The organism is Acetobacter sp. ESL1128, assembly GCF_058505085.1.
Genome location: NZ_CP196370.1, coordinates 154,722 through 171,866 on the forward strand (window position 1 = coordinate 154,722; position 17,145 = coordinate 171,866).

Consider the following 17,145-nt stretch of genomic DNA (forward strand, 5'->3'; position numbering starts at 1 on the left):
ATGTCCACCAATTCAGAACGGGATTTCGTCTACCGGACCGGCGTTGCCGTAGGCAGGAGCCGCCTGCCTGCGTTCGGGGGCTGAACCATAATGCCCGCCCGCTTCGTCGCTGTCCGGGCGGCTGTCCAGCAGAACCAGCTCGCCACGGAAGCGGTCCACAACCACCTCGGTCGTATAGCGTTCCTGCCCGCCCTGATCGGTCCATTTACGGGTTTGCAACGCGCCCTCAAGGTACACCTTGCGGCCTTTGCGCAGGAAGCGTTCGGCAACGTCGGCTAGCCGGTCATTAAAAATGACAACACGGTGCCATTCGGTCCGCTCGCGCTTTTCGCCCGTTGCACGGTCGTTCCATGTGTCGCCAGTGGCAAGCGAGAAAGAGACGATCTTCGCGCCACTCTGCCCATGACGCACCTCGGGGTCTTTGCCCAGATTACCCACCAGAATGACTTTGTTGACGCTGCCTGACATTTGCTTGTTCCACTAAAAATATTGATAAGAATATCACAGATCTGAAGGACGATTTAAGCGGCTTTCAGCTTGGCCCGTTCCATCTGGACGTACTGTTCCGCCCATTTATTGACCTGGGCAGCAATCTCCGCAGGGGTTCCTTCCCGGCCGTCCCAGTCTTTGAGCAGGTCAAACCCATAATGCAGGGCGATATACCGACGGCTTTCCGGGTCTTTGGAGTAATTGGCTCCAAGATACCGCGCGCCATTGGGCACCAGATCTCCATCGGGACCCAGCCCGGCAAACAGACGCTCCACACCGCTCGCAGGCCGGTTCGGGTTATGATAGTGCCAGCCATGATGTTCCACCAAGGCAGCAAGTGTCCGATCTGAGTAATGCGGCCCCTCCTCGCTACCTTGCGGTGATGCAGGCAAATTGCTTACAGTGTTCTTTACGTCGGACATGAAACCAACCCTTTCTGTTCTGGCTAGTCCCGGTCTGGTGGTCGAAACACCGACCGGGGCGTTTTGTTGTTCGGGCCTATTCCCTCTCAACAAGTAAAGATTAGTACACACCGACAAACAGAGCAAGAGAAAAAGCGCGGAAAACTGCGATAAAAGCGTGTTTTTTCAGTCTTTTTTGCACGAATAAACGTAACATTATTTCGCGTTAGATTTCTGTATTTATTGTAACGTCTTTACAACAAGAACAAATTGTGCCGGTTCTTTTTGTTATTGTATTTCTGATCGTTCTATACATCACGCCCCCTTGCGCCCACAACGCAGAACGGTGGGCAAGAGGCATGGCCGCCCCACCCCACTCCTTGCCTCCTGAGCAAAAAGGCCACCTCCCCGGCACAAGGGACTGGCTGCACCAGAGGGCGCGTGTGACGCGCCAGCCGTAGGCCGCCGAAGGCGTCTGGTGAAACCGCCGGCCTTGCGTACTGGGGCAGGCACAAGGTCATGACTGTCCACAAATCCATAGGAGGGACCCAAGGGCCGGGCGACACGACCGCCAAGAGTCTGGTGGCGCACGGCCCTTGGGAGGTAACTGTGGAATTGTGGATAGCCCGCCGGGACAACGATACGGCTTTTTTACCGGCCGGGAAAAACCGAATCAGGAATGAAGGCTAAAACGCATCACGGCGGGCTAGAGCCCGCCGGTCTCGGTTTAGTTGCGCTCCAATGACTCCCGCCATTTGGCAAGGCGTGTCGCAATCGGACCAAGAGACAGGCCAATAATTGCCGTACCGAGGCAGAAAGGCACTGCATAGACCAGAATGGCGCGTGTGGTATCGTCCATATTTTAGTCCTCCTCTTTCGGAGTATACGGGATATAAAGCAGGAAAAGCAAAGACAGTGTTTCAATACCGAGCGCGACAATCAAAGCGAGGGCCGCTGTACCCGGCACAAGGTGAGAGGGCGGAGAAAACAAAGGGGTGATAAGCCCGACCCCCACAACTGCCAGCGCGATTGTCTGCAAGGCGGATGCTATGGCCTTCAACCGGTCCTCGCGGTGTTTTGGTGTTTGCACGGGCGGCAATAAAGCTCGCAAAACGGGATGAGGCTTTGTGTTGTCCAATGCTTCTATTCCGACAATTGGGGAAAGGTTACGGTTCCGCTCACGACCCATTCAGCGGGTTGTGTGACGCATCCGGCAGACCATTTTTCAGAGATTAATTCATACACTATTCCGGCGGGGCATACAGCAAACCACACGCCTTCTTCACGCCACACAGATTTAAAGTCGTCCATTTTCATCTCGGCCGTTGGTGTTGGTGCGCCGGGCCTTTCGGCCCGGCTGGTTGTTGTTCAGATACCAAGCGCCTCGTCTAGAGCGGCGGCGGCTTCCTGTGACACTGTGCGGTTATTCGCACGGGACTGGTAGGGCTGCCATTCTTCGCCCATGACTTCGGCATAAGCCGTGCAGGCTCCGCTGGCGATATGGTACAGAGCGTATGCCTTCACTGCATGTTCGGCTGCGACCCGGCGCAGGCGGCCTGTGTAGTTATCCTGTCCGTCGATGCCCATGCGGTCGTCGTCGCGGTGTTCGTTCGCCCATTTATCCTTTGCGTCTTTTGCAAGCTGGCGGCGGGTTTCGTAGTAATTCGCTGCACCATGAGCCGAGCGCACAAGCGCATCTACGATACGGTCAAGATGTATCTTGATCGCCTTAAAATCATCTTCGCCGTTAAAAGAGGTGACCAGAACGGGCCGTAACACCTCATACTGATCTCGAACGGTGCTCAGGCCGAGGCCAATCATTTCGTCAACGTCTGCAACGTCCAGACCGAAACGTGCGCTGATAAGAGCAATCTGGTCGTCCGTGGGAGCCAGCAGCTGCACACTATCCAAAGAAGGAGACCGCTGCGCTTTCATGCGCTGTTCCGTTTCGTGGAACTGACGGGCGCGGGCGGGAGAGACGGAACCGGCGGCATCGCCCTTGCGGGGGGAGTTCGCCTTGCTTACAGTGTTCTTTACGTCGGACATGAAACCAACCCTTTCTGTTCTGGCTAGTCCCGGTCTGGTGGTCGAAACACCGACCGGGGCGTTTTGTTGTTCGGGCCTATTCCCTCTCAACAAGTAAAGATTAGTACACACCGACAAACAGAGCAAGAGAAAAAGCGCGGAAAACTGCGATAAAAGCGTGTTTTTTCAGTCTTTTTTGCACGAATAAACGTAACATTATTTCGCGTTAGATTTCTGTATTTATTGTAACGTCTTTACAACAAGAACAAATTGTGCCGGTTCTTTTTGTTATTGTATTTCTGATCGTTCTATACATCACGCCCCCTTGCGCCCACAACGCAGAACGGTGGGCAAGAGGCATGGCCGCCCCACCCCACTCCTTGCCTCCTGAGCAAAAAGGCCACCTCCCCGGCACAAGGGACTGGCTGCACCAGAGGGCGCGTGTGACGCGCCAGCCGTAGGCCGCCGAAGGCGTCTGGTGAAACCGCCGGCCTTGCGTACTGGGGCAGGCACAAGGTCATGACTGTCCACAAATCCATAGGAGGGACCCAAGGGCCGGGCGACACGACCGCCAAGAGTCTGGTGGCGCGCGGCCCTTGGGAGGTAACTGTGGAGTTGTGGGCAGCACGCGGGAGGACACGGTGCTCCATACCCGGACAGAGCCCGCCCGACAGGCGTCACAACCGGTTGCGTCATACTGCAAAGAGCGAGCGGAACTGCGCTCGCGCAAACAGAAAGCAGAGACCATGACGCCAACACCAGAAACCATTCCCACATCTCAGGAAAACCCTGAACAGCCTCCCCGGCCGGTCTTTATCCGGGACATTTTCTCTTCACCGGTTCAGGAAGTCATTTCCGGACTGGCCCGGGGATTGGTCTATTTCTCGTTCGAACTGGTCGAAATATGTCTCAAGGCGTTTTTCATCTTCCTGTTCGTGAATTTCTGCGCCTTATCCATCCTGTTCATGGGCGACTACATTTTCTGCCATGGCACACACGCGGAGCGTTTCTACGACATCGCCAATATCATTGCGTCCCATATGACTGCGCAGAACGTTTTTTCCTTCATTGGTTTGTATTGGCTGTGCAAAAGAGGGGGCACTGAGTCCGGGGTATGTGCCACAATAACCGCCAGAGAAATGCAGTCCCACACCGCGAACTGACCCCAGCAGTTGCCGGTGTCCTCTGACCAACCGGCAACCCGCCCCCGACCTTTCCCAAACACAGGAGCCAGACATGGCACGACAGGGCGACCTGTTCGGATGGAAGCGGCCACGCAGTGCGCCGCGCATCCTCGCGCACCTGACCGATTGCGGCGATCACGGCTGTGTTTACCAGCCGGGTATGCGCATGGTCGCACTTTTCACCTGCCCGCGCTGCGAGTGGGAAAGCGGCTGGATCGAAATGCCCAGCGTTACGGCCTGCCGCAAAGGCATCGCCTGTGAGCCGTGCAATGCTGAACGGGGCAAAGCCCGTAACAGCGTTGCCCAGCCTCACACAGCCCGGCAGAGGCCATCTCACAGCGCACCAGCGCGTCAGAACAGAATTGCGTCCCAGTCCGGGCCATAAAGCACTTTCATGCGGCGCGCGTAGCGATCGTAACGCGCGGCCGCTTCACGCGCCTGGGCTTCAGCATCCGCCTCATAGGCCCGCCATTTCGCGCACCAACCAGCCAGTTCCGGAAAACGCCGAGACAGCTGATCCACATCGAGCCACTCCTTCGCTCCGATCCGGCCATACGCGGTCATGTCGCTCATGACCGTCACCTGCGTAGAGACGGTATGAAGCACGATATTGCGGGCAGGATCGTACAGAGTGTTTGGTCGCTCCGGCACCCACGCCTCCAGAACACGCCACGGGCCAATGTCATGCGAACCGGGCGGGATGCCGCGAAATCCCGCACCCACCCGGGCAAAGGGCCGTATATCGGCGATGCTGGTATCCGATTCAAACAGCATGACACGGGCTGTCCTGCGCCCCCGCCGGGGCCGTGTTACACCCAGCAGAGCCGCGAAATACCCGCTCCTGTGCACACGACCAGCCTGCCATATCTCAAGCACCGTTTTGGCATAGCGCGAGGTGTCATCAGGGTTTTCCCATGTTAGGGTGTGCACCAGCCGGGGATACCGGCTCGTAAGGCGGGTCATGAGTGGCGTGTAGAAACTCTGGTGCATGGGCTCCAGCCCGAAAGACAGCAGCTTTCGGGTCGTGCGTATCCCAAAGACCGGTGGTGGCCAGCCCCCCGTATCGCGACATGCCGCACGTAACCAGTCCCGCAATGCCGCACGATCGCGCGCAGGCCCACGTACCTGGACGCGCACATCAGGTAGCTCCATGTCGCTCATACGCTGCCCTCCCTGCGGGTAACGGCAAACCAGTGGCGATACCATTCCCCATCATCCAGCGGCGGGGGCGGGGCATTGCGCTGCACATGCTGGCTCGGCAGGCCGGGAACCGCCTGTTCAACCAAAGCACGCATCATGCAAGCCAGTGCTGTGCGATTGCACTCGGGCATGTCGCTTCCATAGCAGACGCGCACCAACTCGTCGGCCAGACGCTCACGCGCGCTCCAGACCCTGTCGCACGGAGCAATCGACACCGAGATCAGGGCTACCTGTTGCCCTCTCGCCAGCACATCTGCGGGCATGTTCGAGGGTACACCTTTCCAAAGTGGAGTAATGGCGATCTGTGTGTGCATTATTATCTTTCTCCTTCATCCCTCTGCCGCTGCATGGGACCGGGACGGGGGCAACGGACGCGCGCAGCGCGAGCCTGCGACCGTTGCGGCCGCCCCGATCCCATGCGAGGCGTCACAACACTTTGTGGCAGCCTGATCGCCTGTTCTTTTCTGCTATGGTTTTTCTGATGCTTTTTCTGCGCACCTTTGTTACCCGTGCCCGCCCCGCCGTTTCACTCTGCTGGTATGGGGTATCCGTTTTCGGGCTGAGCCTGCTCGTGCTTTACGGCATCCTCGGTATCGGCCTTCAGGCCAGCCTGATGGTTGTCGCCAACACGCCGCGCCTGAGCATGCCCGTCCTTTACTGGCTTTCGCATCAGAGCAGCGGGCAGCTGCTCGATACGATTGCCCGCAAGAGCCAGATCATCGACCAGCTCTTTCGCGGGATCAGCGGCGCCATAGCCCTGGGCGCGGTGGCGCTGCGCCTCTGGCGTCGCCGCCGTCAGGCGGCAAGCCGCATGTCCACCGGCGATGCTTGCGCTGCGGCCAGCAAAAACTCCACAGCCGTCGATGCGTGACGCGCGGCTGTGAAAATGGCCCGCTTGTCCGCCTTCATGATTTTGATCCAGCTCTGAAGATACGCCGCATGACGCGTGGTCGGCGGCACGCCCTTCACAGCACAGATCTGTGCCGCTGCCAGTTCGGCGACAAGCTCTTCCATCTGGTACGCCGCGTCACCAAAACGCTGGCCGAACGTCCTGTCCAGACGGTGCACGGCACCTGTCCAATGGGCCAATTCGTGAGACTGAACCCGGAACAGGTCAAAGGCGTTTTCAAAGGCCTCTGGCTGTGGACACTGGATGTAATCGCGTGAGGGAACGTAATAGGCTTCATCGCCTCCAAACCGGATGTCAGCCCCGGTTGCGTCGACAAATGCGTCCAGTGCCGCATCGGCGACAATCGGAGTGCTGACGACTGGCTCCAGCACGTCAACCCCCTCGATCTGGTCAAGGTTGAAGACAGTATAGCGCTTCAGAAAAGGCACTGCACGCGGGTCTTCCTCGCTCCCTTCGGAACGTTCGCGCTCACTCTGAGGGACATAAGTGGACGCTTTCACGATCATCGTTCCGCGTTCACCGCGGCGCACATGCCCACCCACCTGCATGGCCTGCAGATAGGTCATCCAGCGGCTACTCGAATAGCCCTTCATGGCCCCGGAAAGCCACAGCAAAACGACGTTAATCCCCGAATACCGGTTCGTGGTCAGGGCGTTTGTCGGCAGACCGACCGCCCCCGTTGTATTCCATGGCCGTGTCCATGGCAGCGTGCCGCCTTCCATCTGGGAAAGAATGGTCTGCGTCACCTCAGCATACAGGTCGAGACGGTCACTGAGGGCATCATTGTCTGTAGATGTGCTGTTTCTGGCCATGTGTGTTTTCCTTCCTGACGTCGCCGCCCGAAGGGGCGGCTGATACGCAACCGGAAGGGGTCGCCACAGGCAGGCCAATCACGCGCAGCGCCGTAGCGCAGCGAAGGACCGTAGGTTGATTGGCATGCCGGCGGCCCCAGAAGGGCGTGTCAGCCGCCCCTTCGGGCCGCCAAGTCCCTTCTGAGTGTTTCCTTTGGTTTTATTCCCTCTTTTTCCTTGGTATGTCCTTGTCGTGAGCCGGATTGCCCTACATTCCCAGCGCACGCCGGTAGATATCGAGCAGCGTTTCCTGCTCTTCCACTTCCGAAGGTTCCTGTTTGCGCTGGCGGATGATCTGGCGGATGACCTTCACATCGAACCCCGCCGATTTCGCCTCGGTGAAGATATCCTTGACGTCGCCGGACAGTGCTTTGCGCTCTTCTTCCAGCCGCTCCACCCGCTCGATGATCGAGCGTAGCCGATCTGCGGCAATCCCGCCTACGGCTGCATCCGCACTGGCATCCATGGTGCTGTCCTCAGCATTGTCCTCATGGAAATGTCCATCCAACATGATCTGTCCTTTCGTGTTAACGCGGCCCGTCAGGGCCGCGGATAAAGCCGATGGCCGTCTTCGAGCAGTTCCAGCCACCGGGATTCCCGCGCGTTCAGTGTCTCACCTGCATCCAGACGGCGCCGCAAAGCGGTGCGATGCTCACCCAGATACCCCGCAAGCTGGCGTTCCGACCAGCCGATCACCAACTGAATCCGCAACACCCCCCACCGCCCCAAAGGTGGCCGATTACCACCCGGGCGGACAGTGATCGCCAGCGGAGAAGGATAACGGACATGAACCGCCTGCAGAGCGATCAGCCATGCCCGGAACGGTTCAGGCATCCCCCCTTGACGCATCCACCGCGTAATCTCGTGCCGCCCATAGCCCGAGCGCCGCGATAGCTGCTGGAGCGGCCAGCCAATCCGCACCAGAGCCGTGCCGATCAGCACAGCATCGGCATGGCGGACCGGCCGCTCCCCGGGTTTATCCAGAGCGGTCACAACTTGCGCACCATTCTGTCCACAGATTCTGGGGATAACTTCCGGTCCCATCCTGCCAGCAGAGGTGAGGCGGCGTGCATTACGCATCCTCTTCCCCACCCACGCGCGCGAGCGCTGTCGGGAAGGCGGGCCAGCGGTCTGGAGACGCGACAGCATCCCAGCTCCACCAATGCTCCTGCCCGTAGACCTCGTCGTAATAGCGTGCCTTTTCTGCCCGGCGGGCCGCATAAGCTTCATCCGCCCGCCCGAATACCTCCATGGGTGTGCCGCGCGCATCTTCGGTATCCGTCAGGACAAAATCCGGCAGGACCACATCACGCGCAGCATCGAAACGCAGAGGTCGGATAAAGCTCCGGCGCTCGTGTACCAGCGCACGGGCAATCGCCAGTTCATGGGCACTCGACACGGGTGTGAGCGTATCAGGCTCAACCTCCATGAGCGCAATGTCATCCGCGCGACAGCGCACCAGAACCTCACCCTGCTTCACTTCAACCCGCACGGTTGCTGTCACCAGCCCCACAACCCGGATAACGCGCTCTGCGCGGGGTAACGCCAGGGCCGCCATGGCCATCGGATAGCGGCGCGTGAGACGCTCATGCCACATAGGTGCAGCACTGACCCGCAGATGATAGTCCTGAACCCCATCGAAACGCAGTGAGCAGAACTGCCGGCCCCTGGTCCAATCCACCACTGCGATGTCGTCCACAATGCCCAGCAGCAGAATCCTCCACGTGGCGCCACAGCTCCGCGCGGTCTCGCGCAACAGCGCAGGACCATCCTCATCGGCATAACCAATCATGGCCAGCCTGTCTGACAAGGTCTGGTTGCGGGCCGGCACAATCCGCACAGCGGCTCTGTCGAGTGCTTCACGGACGAAAGACCAGCGCCGCCTGACGCGTCCCAGAGGAGGGCTCCAGCCATTCAGACCAGCCTCCTCCCAGAGCAGGTGCAACAGGCCCAGCTCGGTCATGCGCGCCTGTCGCACCGCTCCCTGCCCGCCCCCCTGTCGCGCGGCCTGCGCAGGCTCCGCCGGGGCGGCCGCCACGTCGATGCAACGCAGCCCCCGGCGCAGGGCAATGCCAATCCTGCCATCATCGCGCTCGCGGACCACACCATCGGCGTATCCTCCCCGACCATCACGCCGCGGGTCGGCCTCGTGAAAGGAACAGGCAACAGCGTGCAAAGCCCCCTGATTGCGCAGACGCGCCAGATGATAGACCTCAACCTGACGGCCATCACGCGGGCGAAGACAGCGGTGTACGGACAGCCCCATCGGCTGCCCCTGATAACGACAGTCGCAGACCGGTCGCTCGTCTCCGCCCCATGCCTGCGCCAGGCGGTGCTGCCAGGCGCCTGCCCTCTGCGGGTCGGCGTCCCATGACCGCCGCCCCCGCGTCCCGTCGGGAAACGTCACCCAGTCACGCATGACGCACATCCGCAAAAATCCGACCAGATGCGCCATGTCGCACTTCCATCGCCATCCGGCGGCTGATCATGCGGTAATGACCGGATGCCTTCGCTTCGCAAATCAGCCCGGCTTCCTCGAGCTCCGCCAGAGCCGCACGGATCTGGGTCAGGGGAAGCAATAAATCATCCGCCAGTTCAGCAGCATCCGCGCCTGCGCGGCGTTCGCTGGACAGGACGCCAATAATGAGGTCTGCCGTCACATCAGCACGGACCGCACTGGCCTGTGGCATCCACGGCACGGCCGCATAGACGCTGTGGCCAAGGGATGCGACTTCTCCTGCATCGAGGAGACTACGCAGCACCACGGGGAAGGCACCCTTCATTTCGGCGGGCACGCAGGCACGCAACTCAAGCGCCGTATGGGGGCTTTTCTGGAGAGCATCACGCACCGCGATCATGATCTCGCGGCGCGCCTTCCCCTGTTCTACATCACTGAGCTTGTCCCACATACGCGGGGTAATGTTCTGTTTTTTTCGGGCCATGAGGCACCTCCTGTCTGTGAATCAGGGCTTGAGTATCGCTGGGTCCGTTGTGACGGCGTGTGGAAGCCCCGCCTGAGCGCGGGCCTGCAGCAGCTCCGGCCAGATCCGCAGAGCGAGATCGGTCAGAATGGGATCAAACTTCACACCCCGCCCCCTGAGCACGAGGGTGCGGACAAGATCGGGCGGCATGGCCGTTTTGTAGACGCGCGGAGACGCCAGGGCGTCGATGAAATCCGCAATGGCGACAAGCCGGGCCAGCAAAGGGATGGCCGCACCGGACAGCCCGATCGGATATCCAGACCCGTCCCAGTTTTCGTGATGGAGAAGCACACAGTCAGCGACATCCTGAGGCACTTCGTCCAAAGCCCGGCACAGGATCTCCAGCCCCAGAATGGTGTGCAGACGCATGATCGTCCATTCGGCAGGCGTCAGCCGCCGGGGCGCATCGAGAACTTCTGTCGGGATGTGACGTTTGCCAATGTCGTGCAGCTGCGCGCCCAGCGCGAGCAGTGCCGTAGAGGGCAGGCCCTGATGGGCATGCCCAAGAGCCTGAGCCATGCCGGCCACACGGTTACCGTGGCCATCGAGGTCAAGACCTGCCTGTTGTGCCAGTGCCCGGAGCTGGCGGTGTTCCGAACCAGGTGACAACTCTACCTTGGTTGCGGACGGGCATATGGGTGTCATGCACGCCAGTGTGCCTGAACCCGTTGTGACGCTGTTTCGAGGGGCTAGATCCCCAGCGCCTCATCCTGTGCTGCCCTGATTGCCAACGCTTCAGCACGGCTTGTCGCCTTGCCCAGCCAGCCCGAATACCGGGCCTCAGGCGGGATGTCCCCGACAAAGGGCGACATGTCGGCCGAACGGCCATTGCGCCACGCGCACCAGCTGATGGACACACGCTGGCGCCCGCGTGTCAGAGCGACATAAGCCAGCCTACGCTCCTCGTCGAGATTGGTGGGCGACAGACCGGGGAACAGCGTGTCCTCCCACCCCATCAGAAAGACATGCTCGAATTCAAGGCCTTTGGAACCGTGGATCGTCATCAGGCGGACACGCCCCTGCCCCGCCTCGGTGGAGGCCGCAGCACCAAGGGCTGCATGATCGAACAGATCCTCGACACGGGTGAAGTCCATTGCCAGGGAGAACAGTTCGTCGAGGTTTTCGAGGCCATCCCCACCGTCCTCTCCCGCCGCGCGCAACATATTGAGATACCCTGAACGCTCCGCCAGTATGCGCATCCGCGTCCCCAGTGCGGTCTCACTGCCTTGCGTCTCTTCACGGATCATACGCAGGAATTCACGTACCCGCTCGGCCGTTTTACTCTGGCTGGTGGCGTAAATCTTCTCGGCCGCGACAAACAGCGAGACGACTTCCTCCCGGGCCAGCTGCTCGATCCGAGCAAGTGTCTTGGCCCCCACGCCCCGGGCAGGCTGATTGATGACCCGCCGGAACGCTTCATCACCCTGCAGGGCATCGGGATTATCGACAAGGCGGAGAAGGGCCAGCACGTCCTTGACGACCGCGCGCTGCCAGAAGGCCGTATCATTGACCAGCTCATAGGGAATATGCGCCCGCAGCAGTTCCTCTTCGAGCATGCGTGAGAGAAAATTAAACCGGTAGAGGATCGCCATATCCTCAAGGGCGACACCGGCGAGCTGGCGACGACCGATTTCGCGCGCCAGACCCTGCGCTTCCTGCTGGCCACCGGAGAAAGCGACAATCTCGATGGGTGCGCCCTCATCCTGTTCAGTGAACAGGGTCTTGTCCAGCCGACTGCGATCACGGGCGACAACACTGTTGGCAGCGGCGAGGATATGACCGGTGGAGCGGAAATTCTGTTCCAGAGGGATCATCCGCCCATTGGGGAATTCCCTAAGAAAGTCGCGGATAAAACCAACGCTGGCCCCGCGCCACGAATAGATCGACTGATCGTCGTCACCCACGGCGAAAAGCTCTCCATGGTCACGCGACAGCAGTTTCAGCCAAAGATACTGCAAACGGTTCACGTCCTGGAACTCGTCGGCCAGTATGGCGTCAAAGCGGCGTGCCCAATCGAGACGGTATTGCTCATCGCGGAGCATGGTCACGGTCGGCCACAGCAGCAGATCGCCAAAATCAGCGCAGTTCACTTCGCGCAATGCCGCCTGATACGCTGGGTAGAGAGCCGCGGCCATCTGCCAGGCCATCAGGTCCTCATCGGTTTTTGCACCAAAGCGCGCGATCTGAGTGTCCAGCACGGCCTCAGCCTGATCGGGTAGAACCAGACTGTCCTTCATGAGAGCAATCCGTTGGGTAACCGAACGTACGCGGGCACGGAACGTGTCCGCATCACCCGGGTCCCATGCGCCATCATCGGCTGCCCGTTGCAACAGGCGCTTGACGATCCGGCGGCTATCCTCGGCATCACAGATGTCGAAGCCCGGACGCAGCACCGCAATCTCGGGATCAGCCCGCAACTGGCGGCGACCATGCCCGTGGAACGTGCCAATCCACGAAGGGGCAGCACCCAGACCCAGCACGGCATTGATGCGCGTACGCATTTCGTCGGCGGCCTTGTTGGTAAAGGTCACCGCCAGTATGCGCTGGGCTGGCATGCCGCGTCGCACGATCCTGTCCACCACCCCGGCGACAAGAGTTTTGGTTTTGCCTGTACCTGCGCCCGCGAGCACGACAACCGGGCCTTCCTGGCAGGCAGCCTCACGCTGCATGGCCGTAAGGCCAGCCAGCGCATCTTCAGCCGCGACGTTTGAGGTCATACTGTTTGCCTCCCGTGAGGAATGTCACGGAATCAGCCTGATCGGCCAGCAGCCCCACGGTTCGGCCGTTGGGCAACAGCAGCTCCACAAACTGCTCCATGTCCCACAACCCGGTGGAATCCAGCGTGCCGTCGATGATCAACCCCCGGTAGCATTTATCCTGAAACCGCAATTCGACCAACGTGTCAGGCATCGCCCCGCAACCGTGGCGTGCTGCAAACACCGCCCAATGCGCCCGCAAAGCAGGCCGGGCCGCCCATGCCGCACTGGCGGCCTGCACCTCTTTCAGAAGCGCAATGCAATCCGGACGGCGCGGCCCGATACCCGGCACGCTGCCCTGCTGACGCGCATTCACCGTCGCACCGTTCACCGTCAGGAAGGTGCCAGGATGGCGGGCTCGACCTGTGAACAGCACAAAGTCTGTCGTCAGATCCCACTTCCCGTTTGAAAAGTCGCCTGCCACCACCAATCCCGACACGCGTCTGCCCGTCTCATCCGTAAAGGAAGCGATCGTCCACGGGATCTCATGGCCCAGTCCGGGCGTGCGTTCTTGCCAGCCTGCCAGTTCAGGATGCACGAACAGGGCCTGCTGCGCCGCACTCACGTCTTCGCCTAGGTTCGAAAGGAAATCCAGCGGATCACTGTCGTCATGGGGGTTGGGCTCGTGCGAGCGAGGAGTAAGGTTTGTCATGAAGATGTCCTTGTTACAGTAGTCGCCGGATCCGCGAGGCGGGACAGACGTGCCTCGCTGGGTACAGCGCCACCATTGATTGCGTATTCATTTCTGTTTCAGGCGGCCTGCGCCCGGTTTTTGAGTGTCTGGTTGAAGTCTTTGGCGCGATCGGGTGGGAGGCGACGCATGAAGGCAACCCCCGCGTCATCGGCCAGACGGTAGAGCGTGTCCGCGAATGCGTTTCCGGCATCATCATCATCGGTCGCGACAACCAGAACCGCATCAGGCCGGGCTTTCATGTCCGCAAGATGCGCCTGAATGGCGGCAATGGTCTCAGGGCCCATACCCCCGGCAGTGGAGGCGTAGAGTGTGCCCGGCACACGTGCCTGATCCAGCGCGGCAAAAGACAGCGCATCGATCGCCGCCTCGCAGATCACCAGACGACGCACCGGCTGAACACTGCCCGGCTGGAAACGGAACAGGGTTTTGACTGAACCGCCCAGACAGAGATGGGTGTCCGGGCCACGCAGTTCCGCGCCGCAGACCGCACCCTGCGCGTCCGTATGGGCGAACCATGCGGCATGATACCCGTCACGCAGGCAGCCCTTGGCCACTGCCGCACGCACGATAGCTTCAGGCAGGCAGCGCTCACGGATCAGATAGTTCCACAGCCGTAGGCCGCCGAAGGCGTCTGGTGAACCCACGGACTGATCGCGCGGAAAGACTACCGTACAACCCAACGCACATGGAAAAACCCCGACTGGCTCACACTCTGTCCAGTCTATGGCATCGCGTTGTGGCGCTCTTTGCTCGTCGTTTTTCCCGCAGGCCGCCAGAGACCCCGACCGCTTACGGGTCTCAGGGGGGCTGCATTCCCCTTAGGGAGCCGGTTCTGGTACTCCCTTCGCAACCACGCTATACTCAGGGCGTGAGCCACATGAAGGGCATTGCATGGAACAGATCCCTCTATTCCCCCTGGAAGCCCGCGTGACGCGCATTGATGCCGCGCGAAACACATGGCGCTTTTACGAAATGAGCATCCAGCATGATCTGTTCGGGGGCGCTGTTCTTCTCCGACGCTGGGGCAGGATCGGCACCGCAGGGCGCCTGCGTCTGGACCTGCACGCCGATGAAGGCACCGCTGCGAATGCCCTTGCCCGTCTGCTGCGTCGCAAGATCAAACGCGGCTATCATTGGGCCTCGACACCCGCTTAACCCCTCAGGCGAAGGGGTTGGTCATTGGATGGGTCCTGGGCGCTATCTGCGCATGCTCAGGCAGCGCCGATTCAGCCTCCAACCGGGCGACAACCGCATTGAGCAGGGCCGCCAGAGCCCGGGCATTATCCAGCCCGTCCCGGTCATGCGTAATGTCCAGACGCCCATACACGCTCACACGCGCGGGATCATTTTCCACGGTCATCTGATCAATGGTCTGCACCTGTGCATCATCTCCAAAGGGGATGAAAGCTTTACATGGCATTATGATCACTCCTCTTCCTGTTCGAGCGCATGTCTAAGCGCCTTCATGCCAGCCCGCGCAAGTTTGCGCTCCAGACGTTTCTGCAAACGCTCCCAGTCCCGGTTCTCCTGCGAGCGTGGCGCATACGGGCTGGCCTGTGGTTCGGGCAGTGCCATGGCCTGCGCTTTGACAGCCTCCCCGACACCCGGGAAAGGGTCAATCCCGATCCGTGCGGTCAATGACGCAACACTCAGGGTCTGACAGGACGGGTTGTCCGTGTTCTGGCACAGATAGGCTCCAGCTTCGCGGCGTACCGGGTCATAGACCGCTTTCCATGTCGCCGTCGGAACCAGCACATTCTGACCGATTGCACGGCGGCTGCCGGTGAAATCCGGGCCTGTCACCACATAGACCCCTCCCTCACGCAAGGCCATGGCACGCACCGCCATTTCCACACCCGTCCAGATCCCTTCGTTGAGGGCGGCGGTCTGGGGCACGACATTGGAGAGCGTGTAGGTCTGTTCCTGCGTCTCAACAGAACCCGCATCGGCCGATGGCGTCATGTGCCCCCGGTCAAAGCCCGAACGACGGTAATCCGCCAGCGTTGCCCCCTCTCCTGCCGGTAAACGGTCATCAGCGACAAACGTGTTTGTTGTGCGGCCAATTTTACGACCACCCTGCACCGCTGTGGCGTCAAGATACTCAGCCGACCAGAGCGGTTCGCGCACCTGCCCGGAATTGAGGACGGCATAGGCCGTATTGCACAGCAATGTGGTACGAGGCTGAAGTTTTTCATTCAGGAGCACCGGCAGAGCGTTTTCCGGGCCGAACTGCGTGCAGGTCTCTGCGGCCCGCAGGGGATCTGCCGTCAGAAGCATGAGGCCTGTGATCAGGGCAGCACCTGACACGCACAGGGGGAAACGGAACACGGTCTTTCTCCATTGCCGAGGACTGTGGGCGGTATCATGCCGCGCCTCTTCCACGGGTACAAGAGCACACGCGCTCATGCGACCAGATCCTGTAAAAGCGTGCGCGCCGCGCGCCCGGCCCGTGCAGCCCGGCGCCGCAGAGCAGCGCACTCCGATGCGCGCAGAACGCCCTCGCCCGCATCGCTCTCCAGCTGCGCCTGCTCACGCAGCAGAAGCCGCGCGGGTTTCATGCGCGAGAGCGGTTGTGCACGATGCATTTCGCGCGGGCCAAATTCCACAAATGTCACATTGGAGAGTGTCTGACGCACCATAATCTTTTCTCCGTAAAGCAATAAAACTGACAAGCCGCACAGTCCCCGCCCGCGTGGCAGGGACGTGGCTGCCAAAGACAGGCCTAAGCCGCCTGCCGGATATGAAAGCCCCGATGCCAACGCCCAACGTCGGGCAGAGATGGTCGCCCCATGTCTGGCGTCTCATCATCCACAGCAATCAGGCGCCGCACGGCCACCTCACGCACCGCACCGTCGGCAAGGCGACGGATCAACGCACGATCCGAACGCCCCGAGATCACCCGGTCTTCCCAGCGCCGGGTTGCCGGATTGAAGCGTGTGGCTGCGCACACCCCGTTGAGGAACGCCAACACCTGCCAGCGCACGGATCGTCCATGGTCGAGATATTCCGGGAGGCGATAGACCGCACCCGCAGCAATCGGGCCAACACGCAGGGGGTTGTCACGGGGCGCAAACCAGCACCCCGCATAATACTGTCTGAACATCTTGTTTTCTCCGTAGAGCAGGTCAGCGCGCCGCCAAAAGGGCATGCGTCGCCATGGCGATGGGATGATCAGCCACGATCGCGGCCAGAATGTCCGGGCCAACCAGTATTCCGCATATCACCACGAAGAGGCTGAATGTGCCGAGCAATAGTCCAAGAACATCTTTGATGTCCCGTCGGGTCTGTGGAGAGAGCTTCATGCGCCGTCTCCTTTCCGAACGTCTTTTGCAGACGAAACACACTTGCCGCGACTGGCTCGGGCCAGAGGCAGGAACTCGCTGGAGGTGATTCCGGGAAGGTCAGGCAAAGCCACCACCAGCGTCTCGTTCTCTGCCCGGAAGAGGTGGGGGTGATTTGCCATCCGGTACTGGTTCGGCCCAACCTTCTTGTAGGTTTTCCCGTGTGGTGTAGCTGCAAACCGGAAACGTGTTCCCACGCGCAGGTTCTTGAAAGTGATAGGATCAGACATCGTTTTCTCCTTTTGGATTTTTTTCTGACCCTTTCAGCCACCTCATCGGCCGGCGCGCAGGTTAAGGGCGGCGCTTGCGCCGG

Annotated in this window: 25 protein-coding genes; 4 read left to right on the forward strand and 21 right to left on the reverse strand. The window is 60.5% G+C overall.

The features are described from left to right. Positions 1–12: 12 nt before the first annotated feature. From ssb to ACSYTG_RS13790, 4 genes are all read right to left on the reverse strand, one after another. Complete coding sequence (gene ssb, locus ACSYTG_RS13775) at positions 13–468, reverse strand: single-stranded DNA-binding protein (RefSeq protein ID WP_489784177.1); 456 nt, start codon at positions 466–468, stop codon at positions 13–15. Positions 469–521: 53 nt separating this feature from the next. Continuing rightward, entirely contained in the window at positions 522–911 is a 390-nt protein-coding gene (locus tag ACSYTG_RS13780) for a hypothetical protein (RefSeq protein ID WP_489784178.1), read from the reverse strand. 706 nt (positions 912–1,617) lie between these two features. Further along, entirely contained in the window at positions 1,618–1,749 is a 132-nt protein-coding gene (locus tag ACSYTG_RS13785; RefSeq protein ID WP_257125309.1) for a hypothetical protein, read from the reverse strand. Between the two features lie 509 nt (positions 1,750–2,258). Beyond that, the gene (locus ACSYTG_RS13790) at positions 2,259–2,936 is read right to left on the reverse strand and encodes a hypothetical protein (protein ID WP_489784180.1); all 678 of its coding nucleotides are present in this window, start codon (positions 2,934–2,936) and stop codon (positions 2,259–2,261) included. Positions 2,937–3,661: 725 nt separating this feature from the next. Here ACSYTG_RS13790 and ACSYTG_RS13795 point away from each other — a divergent pair. Together ACSYTG_RS13795 and ACSYTG_RS13800 are read left to right on the forward strand one after the other, a co-directional pair. Then, a complete protein-coding gene (locus ACSYTG_RS13795; RefSeq protein ID WP_489784181.1) occupies positions 3,662–4,078 on the forward strand; it encodes a hypothetical protein in 417 nt (138 codons plus the stop codon). A 73-nt stretch (positions 4,079–4,151) separates the two neighbouring features. Then, complete coding sequence (locus tag ACSYTG_RS13800) at positions 4,152–4,484, forward strand: hypothetical protein (RefSeq protein WP_489784182.1); 333 nt, start codon at positions 4,152–4,154, stop codon at positions 4,482–4,484. Here the strand turns inward: ACSYTG_RS13800 and ACSYTG_RS13805 are convergent. Next, positions 4,451–5,305 carry a hypothetical protein gene (locus tag ACSYTG_RS13805; RefSeq protein ID WP_491706479.1) on the reverse strand — a complete coding sequence of 285 codons (855 nt, stop codon included), beginning with the start codon at positions 5,303–5,305 and terminating at the stop codon, positions 4,451–4,453. The genes ACSYTG_RS13800 and ACSYTG_RS13805 overlap by 34 nt on opposite strands. Further along, on the reverse strand, positions 5,257–5,613 hold the full coding sequence (locus ACSYTG_RS13810; RefSeq protein ID WP_354859820.1) for a hypothetical protein: 357 nt from the start codon (positions 5,611–5,613) through the stop codon (positions 5,257–5,259). The genes ACSYTG_RS13805 and ACSYTG_RS13810 overlap by 49 nt, the downstream gene beginning before the upstream one ends. Before the next feature lie 167 nt (positions 5,614–5,780). Here ACSYTG_RS13810 and ACSYTG_RS13815 point away from each other — a divergent pair, with 167 nt between their 5' ends. Then, on the forward strand, positions 5,781–6,170 hold the full coding sequence (locus ACSYTG_RS13815) for a hypothetical protein (protein ID WP_491706480.1): 390 nt from the start codon (positions 5,781–5,783) through the stop codon (positions 6,168–6,170). Here ACSYTG_RS13815 and ACSYTG_RS13820 read toward each other — a convergent pair. From ACSYTG_RS13820 to ACSYTG_RS13860, 9 genes are all read right to left on the reverse strand, one after another. Continuing rightward, on the reverse strand, positions 6,095–7,021 hold the full coding sequence (locus ACSYTG_RS13820) for an ArdC family protein (RefSeq protein WP_489784185.1): 927 nt from the start codon (positions 7,019–7,021) through the stop codon (positions 6,095–6,097). The genes ACSYTG_RS13815 and ACSYTG_RS13820 overlap by 76 nt on opposite strands. Before the next feature lie 247 nt (positions 7,022–7,268). Then, complete coding sequence (locus ACSYTG_RS13825; protein ID WP_415499135.1) at positions 7,269–7,526, reverse strand: DUF2312 domain-containing protein; 258 nt, start codon at positions 7,524–7,526, stop codon at positions 7,269–7,271. A gap of 74 nt (positions 7,527–7,600) precedes the next feature. After that, positions 7,601–8,053, reverse strand: coding sequence for a transcriptional regulator (locus ACSYTG_RS13830; protein WP_415499085.1), 453 nt, complete (start codon positions 8,051–8,053; stop codon positions 7,601–7,603). Between the two features lie 79 nt (positions 8,054–8,132). Continuing rightward, complete coding sequence (locus ACSYTG_RS13835; protein WP_489784186.1) at positions 8,133–9,515, reverse strand: DUF1173 family protein; 1,383 nt, start codon at positions 9,513–9,515, stop codon at positions 8,133–8,135. After that, a complete protein-coding gene (locus ACSYTG_RS13840; RefSeq protein WP_489784187.1) occupies positions 9,472–10,002 on the reverse strand; it encodes a hypothetical protein in 531 nt (176 codons plus the stop codon). The genes ACSYTG_RS13835 and ACSYTG_RS13840 overlap by 44 nt, the downstream gene beginning before the upstream one ends. Before the next feature lie 21 nt (positions 10,003–10,023). Then, entirely contained in the window at positions 10,024–10,686 is a 663-nt protein-coding gene (locus tag ACSYTG_RS13845) for an HD-GYP domain-containing protein (RefSeq protein WP_491706481.1), read from the reverse strand. 44 nt (positions 10,687–10,730) lie between these two features. After that, a complete protein-coding gene (locus tag ACSYTG_RS13850; RefSeq protein ID WP_489784189.1) occupies positions 10,731–12,758 on the reverse strand; it encodes an ATP-dependent helicase in 2,028 nt (675 codons plus the stop codon). Beyond that, positions 12,736–13,449, reverse strand: coding sequence for a hypothetical protein (locus ACSYTG_RS13855; protein ID WP_489784190.1), 714 nt, complete (start codon positions 13,447–13,449; stop codon positions 12,736–12,738). The genes ACSYTG_RS13850 and ACSYTG_RS13855 overlap by 23 nt, the downstream gene beginning before the upstream one ends. 98 nt (positions 13,450–13,547) lie before the next feature. Then, positions 13,548–14,135 carry a DUF3991 domain-containing protein gene (locus ACSYTG_RS13860; RefSeq protein ID WP_489784191.1) on the reverse strand — a complete coding sequence of 196 codons (588 nt, stop codon included), beginning with the start codon at positions 14,133–14,135 and terminating at the stop codon, positions 13,548–13,550. Positions 14,136–14,382: 247 nt separating this feature from the next. Here ACSYTG_RS13860 and ACSYTG_RS13865 point away from each other — a divergent pair, with 247 nt between their 5' ends. Next, positions 14,383–14,646, forward strand: coding sequence for a WGR domain-containing protein (locus ACSYTG_RS13865; protein ID WP_415499078.1), 264 nt, complete (start codon positions 14,383–14,385; stop codon positions 14,644–14,646). 4 nt (positions 14,647–14,650) lie between these two features. Here ACSYTG_RS13865 and ACSYTG_RS13870 read toward each other — a convergent pair whose 3' ends face one another. The 6 genes from ACSYTG_RS13870 to ACSYTG_RS13895 all read right to left on the reverse strand — a co-directional run bounded on the left by ACSYTG_RS13870 (position 14,651) and on the right by ACSYTG_RS13895 (position 17,062). Next, complete coding sequence (locus tag ACSYTG_RS13870) at positions 14,651–14,911, reverse strand: hypothetical protein (protein WP_415499077.1); 261 nt, start codon at positions 14,909–14,911, stop codon at positions 14,651–14,653. A gap of 5 nt (positions 14,912–14,916) precedes the next feature. Continuing rightward, entirely contained in the window at positions 14,917–15,897 is a 981-nt protein-coding gene (locus ACSYTG_RS13875) for a DNA/RNA non-specific endonuclease (RefSeq protein ID WP_491706482.1), read from the reverse strand. Next, complete coding sequence (locus ACSYTG_RS13880; RefSeq protein WP_415499075.1) at positions 15,894–16,130, reverse strand: hypothetical protein; 237 nt, start codon at positions 16,128–16,130, stop codon at positions 15,894–15,896. The genes ACSYTG_RS13875 and ACSYTG_RS13880 overlap by 4 nt, the downstream gene beginning before the upstream one ends. 83 nt (positions 16,131–16,213) lie before the next feature. Next, complete coding sequence (locus tag ACSYTG_RS13885; protein WP_489784192.1) at positions 16,214–16,594, reverse strand: hypothetical protein; 381 nt, start codon at positions 16,592–16,594, stop codon at positions 16,214–16,216. Positions 16,595–16,616: 22 nt separating this feature from the next. Then, positions 16,617–16,793, reverse strand: coding sequence for a hypothetical protein (locus ACSYTG_RS13890; RefSeq protein WP_489784193.1), 177 nt, complete (start codon positions 16,791–16,793; stop codon positions 16,617–16,619). Then, positions 16,790–17,062 carry a hypothetical protein gene (locus ACSYTG_RS13895; RefSeq protein ID WP_025828794.1) on the reverse strand — a complete coding sequence of 91 codons (273 nt, stop codon included), beginning with the start codon at positions 17,060–17,062 and terminating at the stop codon, positions 16,790–16,792. The genes ACSYTG_RS13890 and ACSYTG_RS13895 overlap by 4 nt, the downstream gene beginning before the upstream one ends. Positions 17,063–17,145: the final 83 nt, after the last annotated feature.

Coding starts and splice junctions, on each gene's coding strand:
- ssb (WP_489784177.1), bottom strand. CDS start 468: ATGTCAGGCAGCGTCAACAAAGTCATTCTGGTGGGTAATCTGGGCAAA.
- ACSYTG_RS13780 (WP_489784178.1), bottom strand. CDS start 911: ATGTCCGACGTAAAGAACACTGTAAGCAATTTGCCTGCATCACCGCAA.
- ACSYTG_RS13785 (WP_257125309.1), bottom strand. CDS start 1,749: ATGGACGATACCACACGCGCCATTCTGGTCTATGCAGTGCCTTTCTGC.
- ACSYTG_RS13790 (WP_489784180.1), bottom strand. CDS start 2,936: ATGTCCGACGTAAAGAACACTGTAAGCAAGGCGAACTCCCCCCGCAAG.
- ACSYTG_RS13795 (WP_489784181.1), top strand. CDS start 3,662: ATGACGCCAACACCAGAAACCATTCCCACATCTCAGGAAAACCCTGAA.
- ACSYTG_RS13800 (WP_489784182.1), top strand. CDS start 4,152: ATGGCACGACAGGGCGACCTGTTCGGATGGAAGCGGCCACGCAGTGCG.
- ACSYTG_RS13805 (WP_491706479.1), bottom strand. CDS start 5,305: ATGGTATCGCCACTGGTTTGCCGTTACCCGCAGGGAGGGCAGCGTATG.
- ACSYTG_RS13810 (WP_354859820.1), bottom strand. CDS start 5,613: ATGCACACACAGATCGCCATTACTCCACTTTGGAAAGGTGTACCCTCG.
- ACSYTG_RS13815 (WP_491706480.1), top strand. CDS start 5,781: ATGCTTTTTCTGCGCACCTTTGTTACCCGTGCCCGCCCCGCCGTTTCA.
- ACSYTG_RS13820 (WP_489784185.1), bottom strand. CDS start 7,021: ATGGCCAGAAACAGCACATCTACAGACAATGATGCCCTCAGTGACCGT.
- ACSYTG_RS13825 (WP_415499135.1), bottom strand. CDS start 7,526: ATGGATGCCAGTGCGGATGCAGCCGTAGGCGGGATTGCCGCAGATCGG.
- ACSYTG_RS13835 (WP_489784186.1), bottom strand. CDS start 9,515: ATGGCGCATCTGGTCGGATTTTTGCGGATGTGCGTCATGCGTGACTGG.
- ACSYTG_RS13840 (WP_489784187.1), bottom strand. CDS start 10,002: ATGGCCCGAAAAAAACAGAACATTACCCCGCGTATGTGGGACAAGCTC.
- ACSYTG_RS13845 (WP_491706481.1), bottom strand. CDS start 10,686: ATGACACCCATATGCCCGTCCGCAACCAAGGTAGAGTTGTCACCTGGT.
- ACSYTG_RS13850 (WP_489784189.1), bottom strand. CDS start 12,758: ATGACCTCAAACGTCGCGGCTGAAGATGCGCTGGCTGGCCTTACGGCC.
- ACSYTG_RS13855 (WP_489784190.1), bottom strand. CDS start 13,449: ATGACAAACCTTACTCCTCGCTCGCACGAGCCCAACCCCCATGACGAC.
- ACSYTG_RS13865 (WP_415499078.1), top strand. CDS start 14,383: ATGGAACAGATCCCTCTATTCCCCCTGGAAGCCCGCGTGACGCGCATT.
- ACSYTG_RS13870 (WP_415499077.1), bottom strand. CDS start 14,911: ATGCCATGTAAAGCTTTCATCCCCTTTGGAGATGATGCACAGGTGCAG.
- ACSYTG_RS13875 (WP_491706482.1), bottom strand. CDS start 15,897: ATGAGCGCGTGTGCTCTTGTACCCGTGGAAGAGGCGCGGCATGATACC.
- ACSYTG_RS13880 (WP_415499075.1), bottom strand. CDS start 16,130: ATGGTGCGTCAGACACTCTCCAATGTGACATTTGTGGAATTTGGCCCG.
- ACSYTG_RS13885 (WP_489784192.1), bottom strand. CDS start 16,594: ATGTTCAGACAGTATTATGCGGGGTGCTGGTTTGCGCCCCGTGACAAC.
- ACSYTG_RS13890 (WP_489784193.1), bottom strand. CDS start 16,793: ATGAAGCTCTCTCCACAGACCCGACGGGACATCAAAGATGTTCTTGGA.
- ACSYTG_RS13895 (WP_025828794.1), bottom strand. CDS start 17,062: ATGTCTGATCCTATCACTTTCAAGAACCTGCGCGTGGGAACACGTTTC.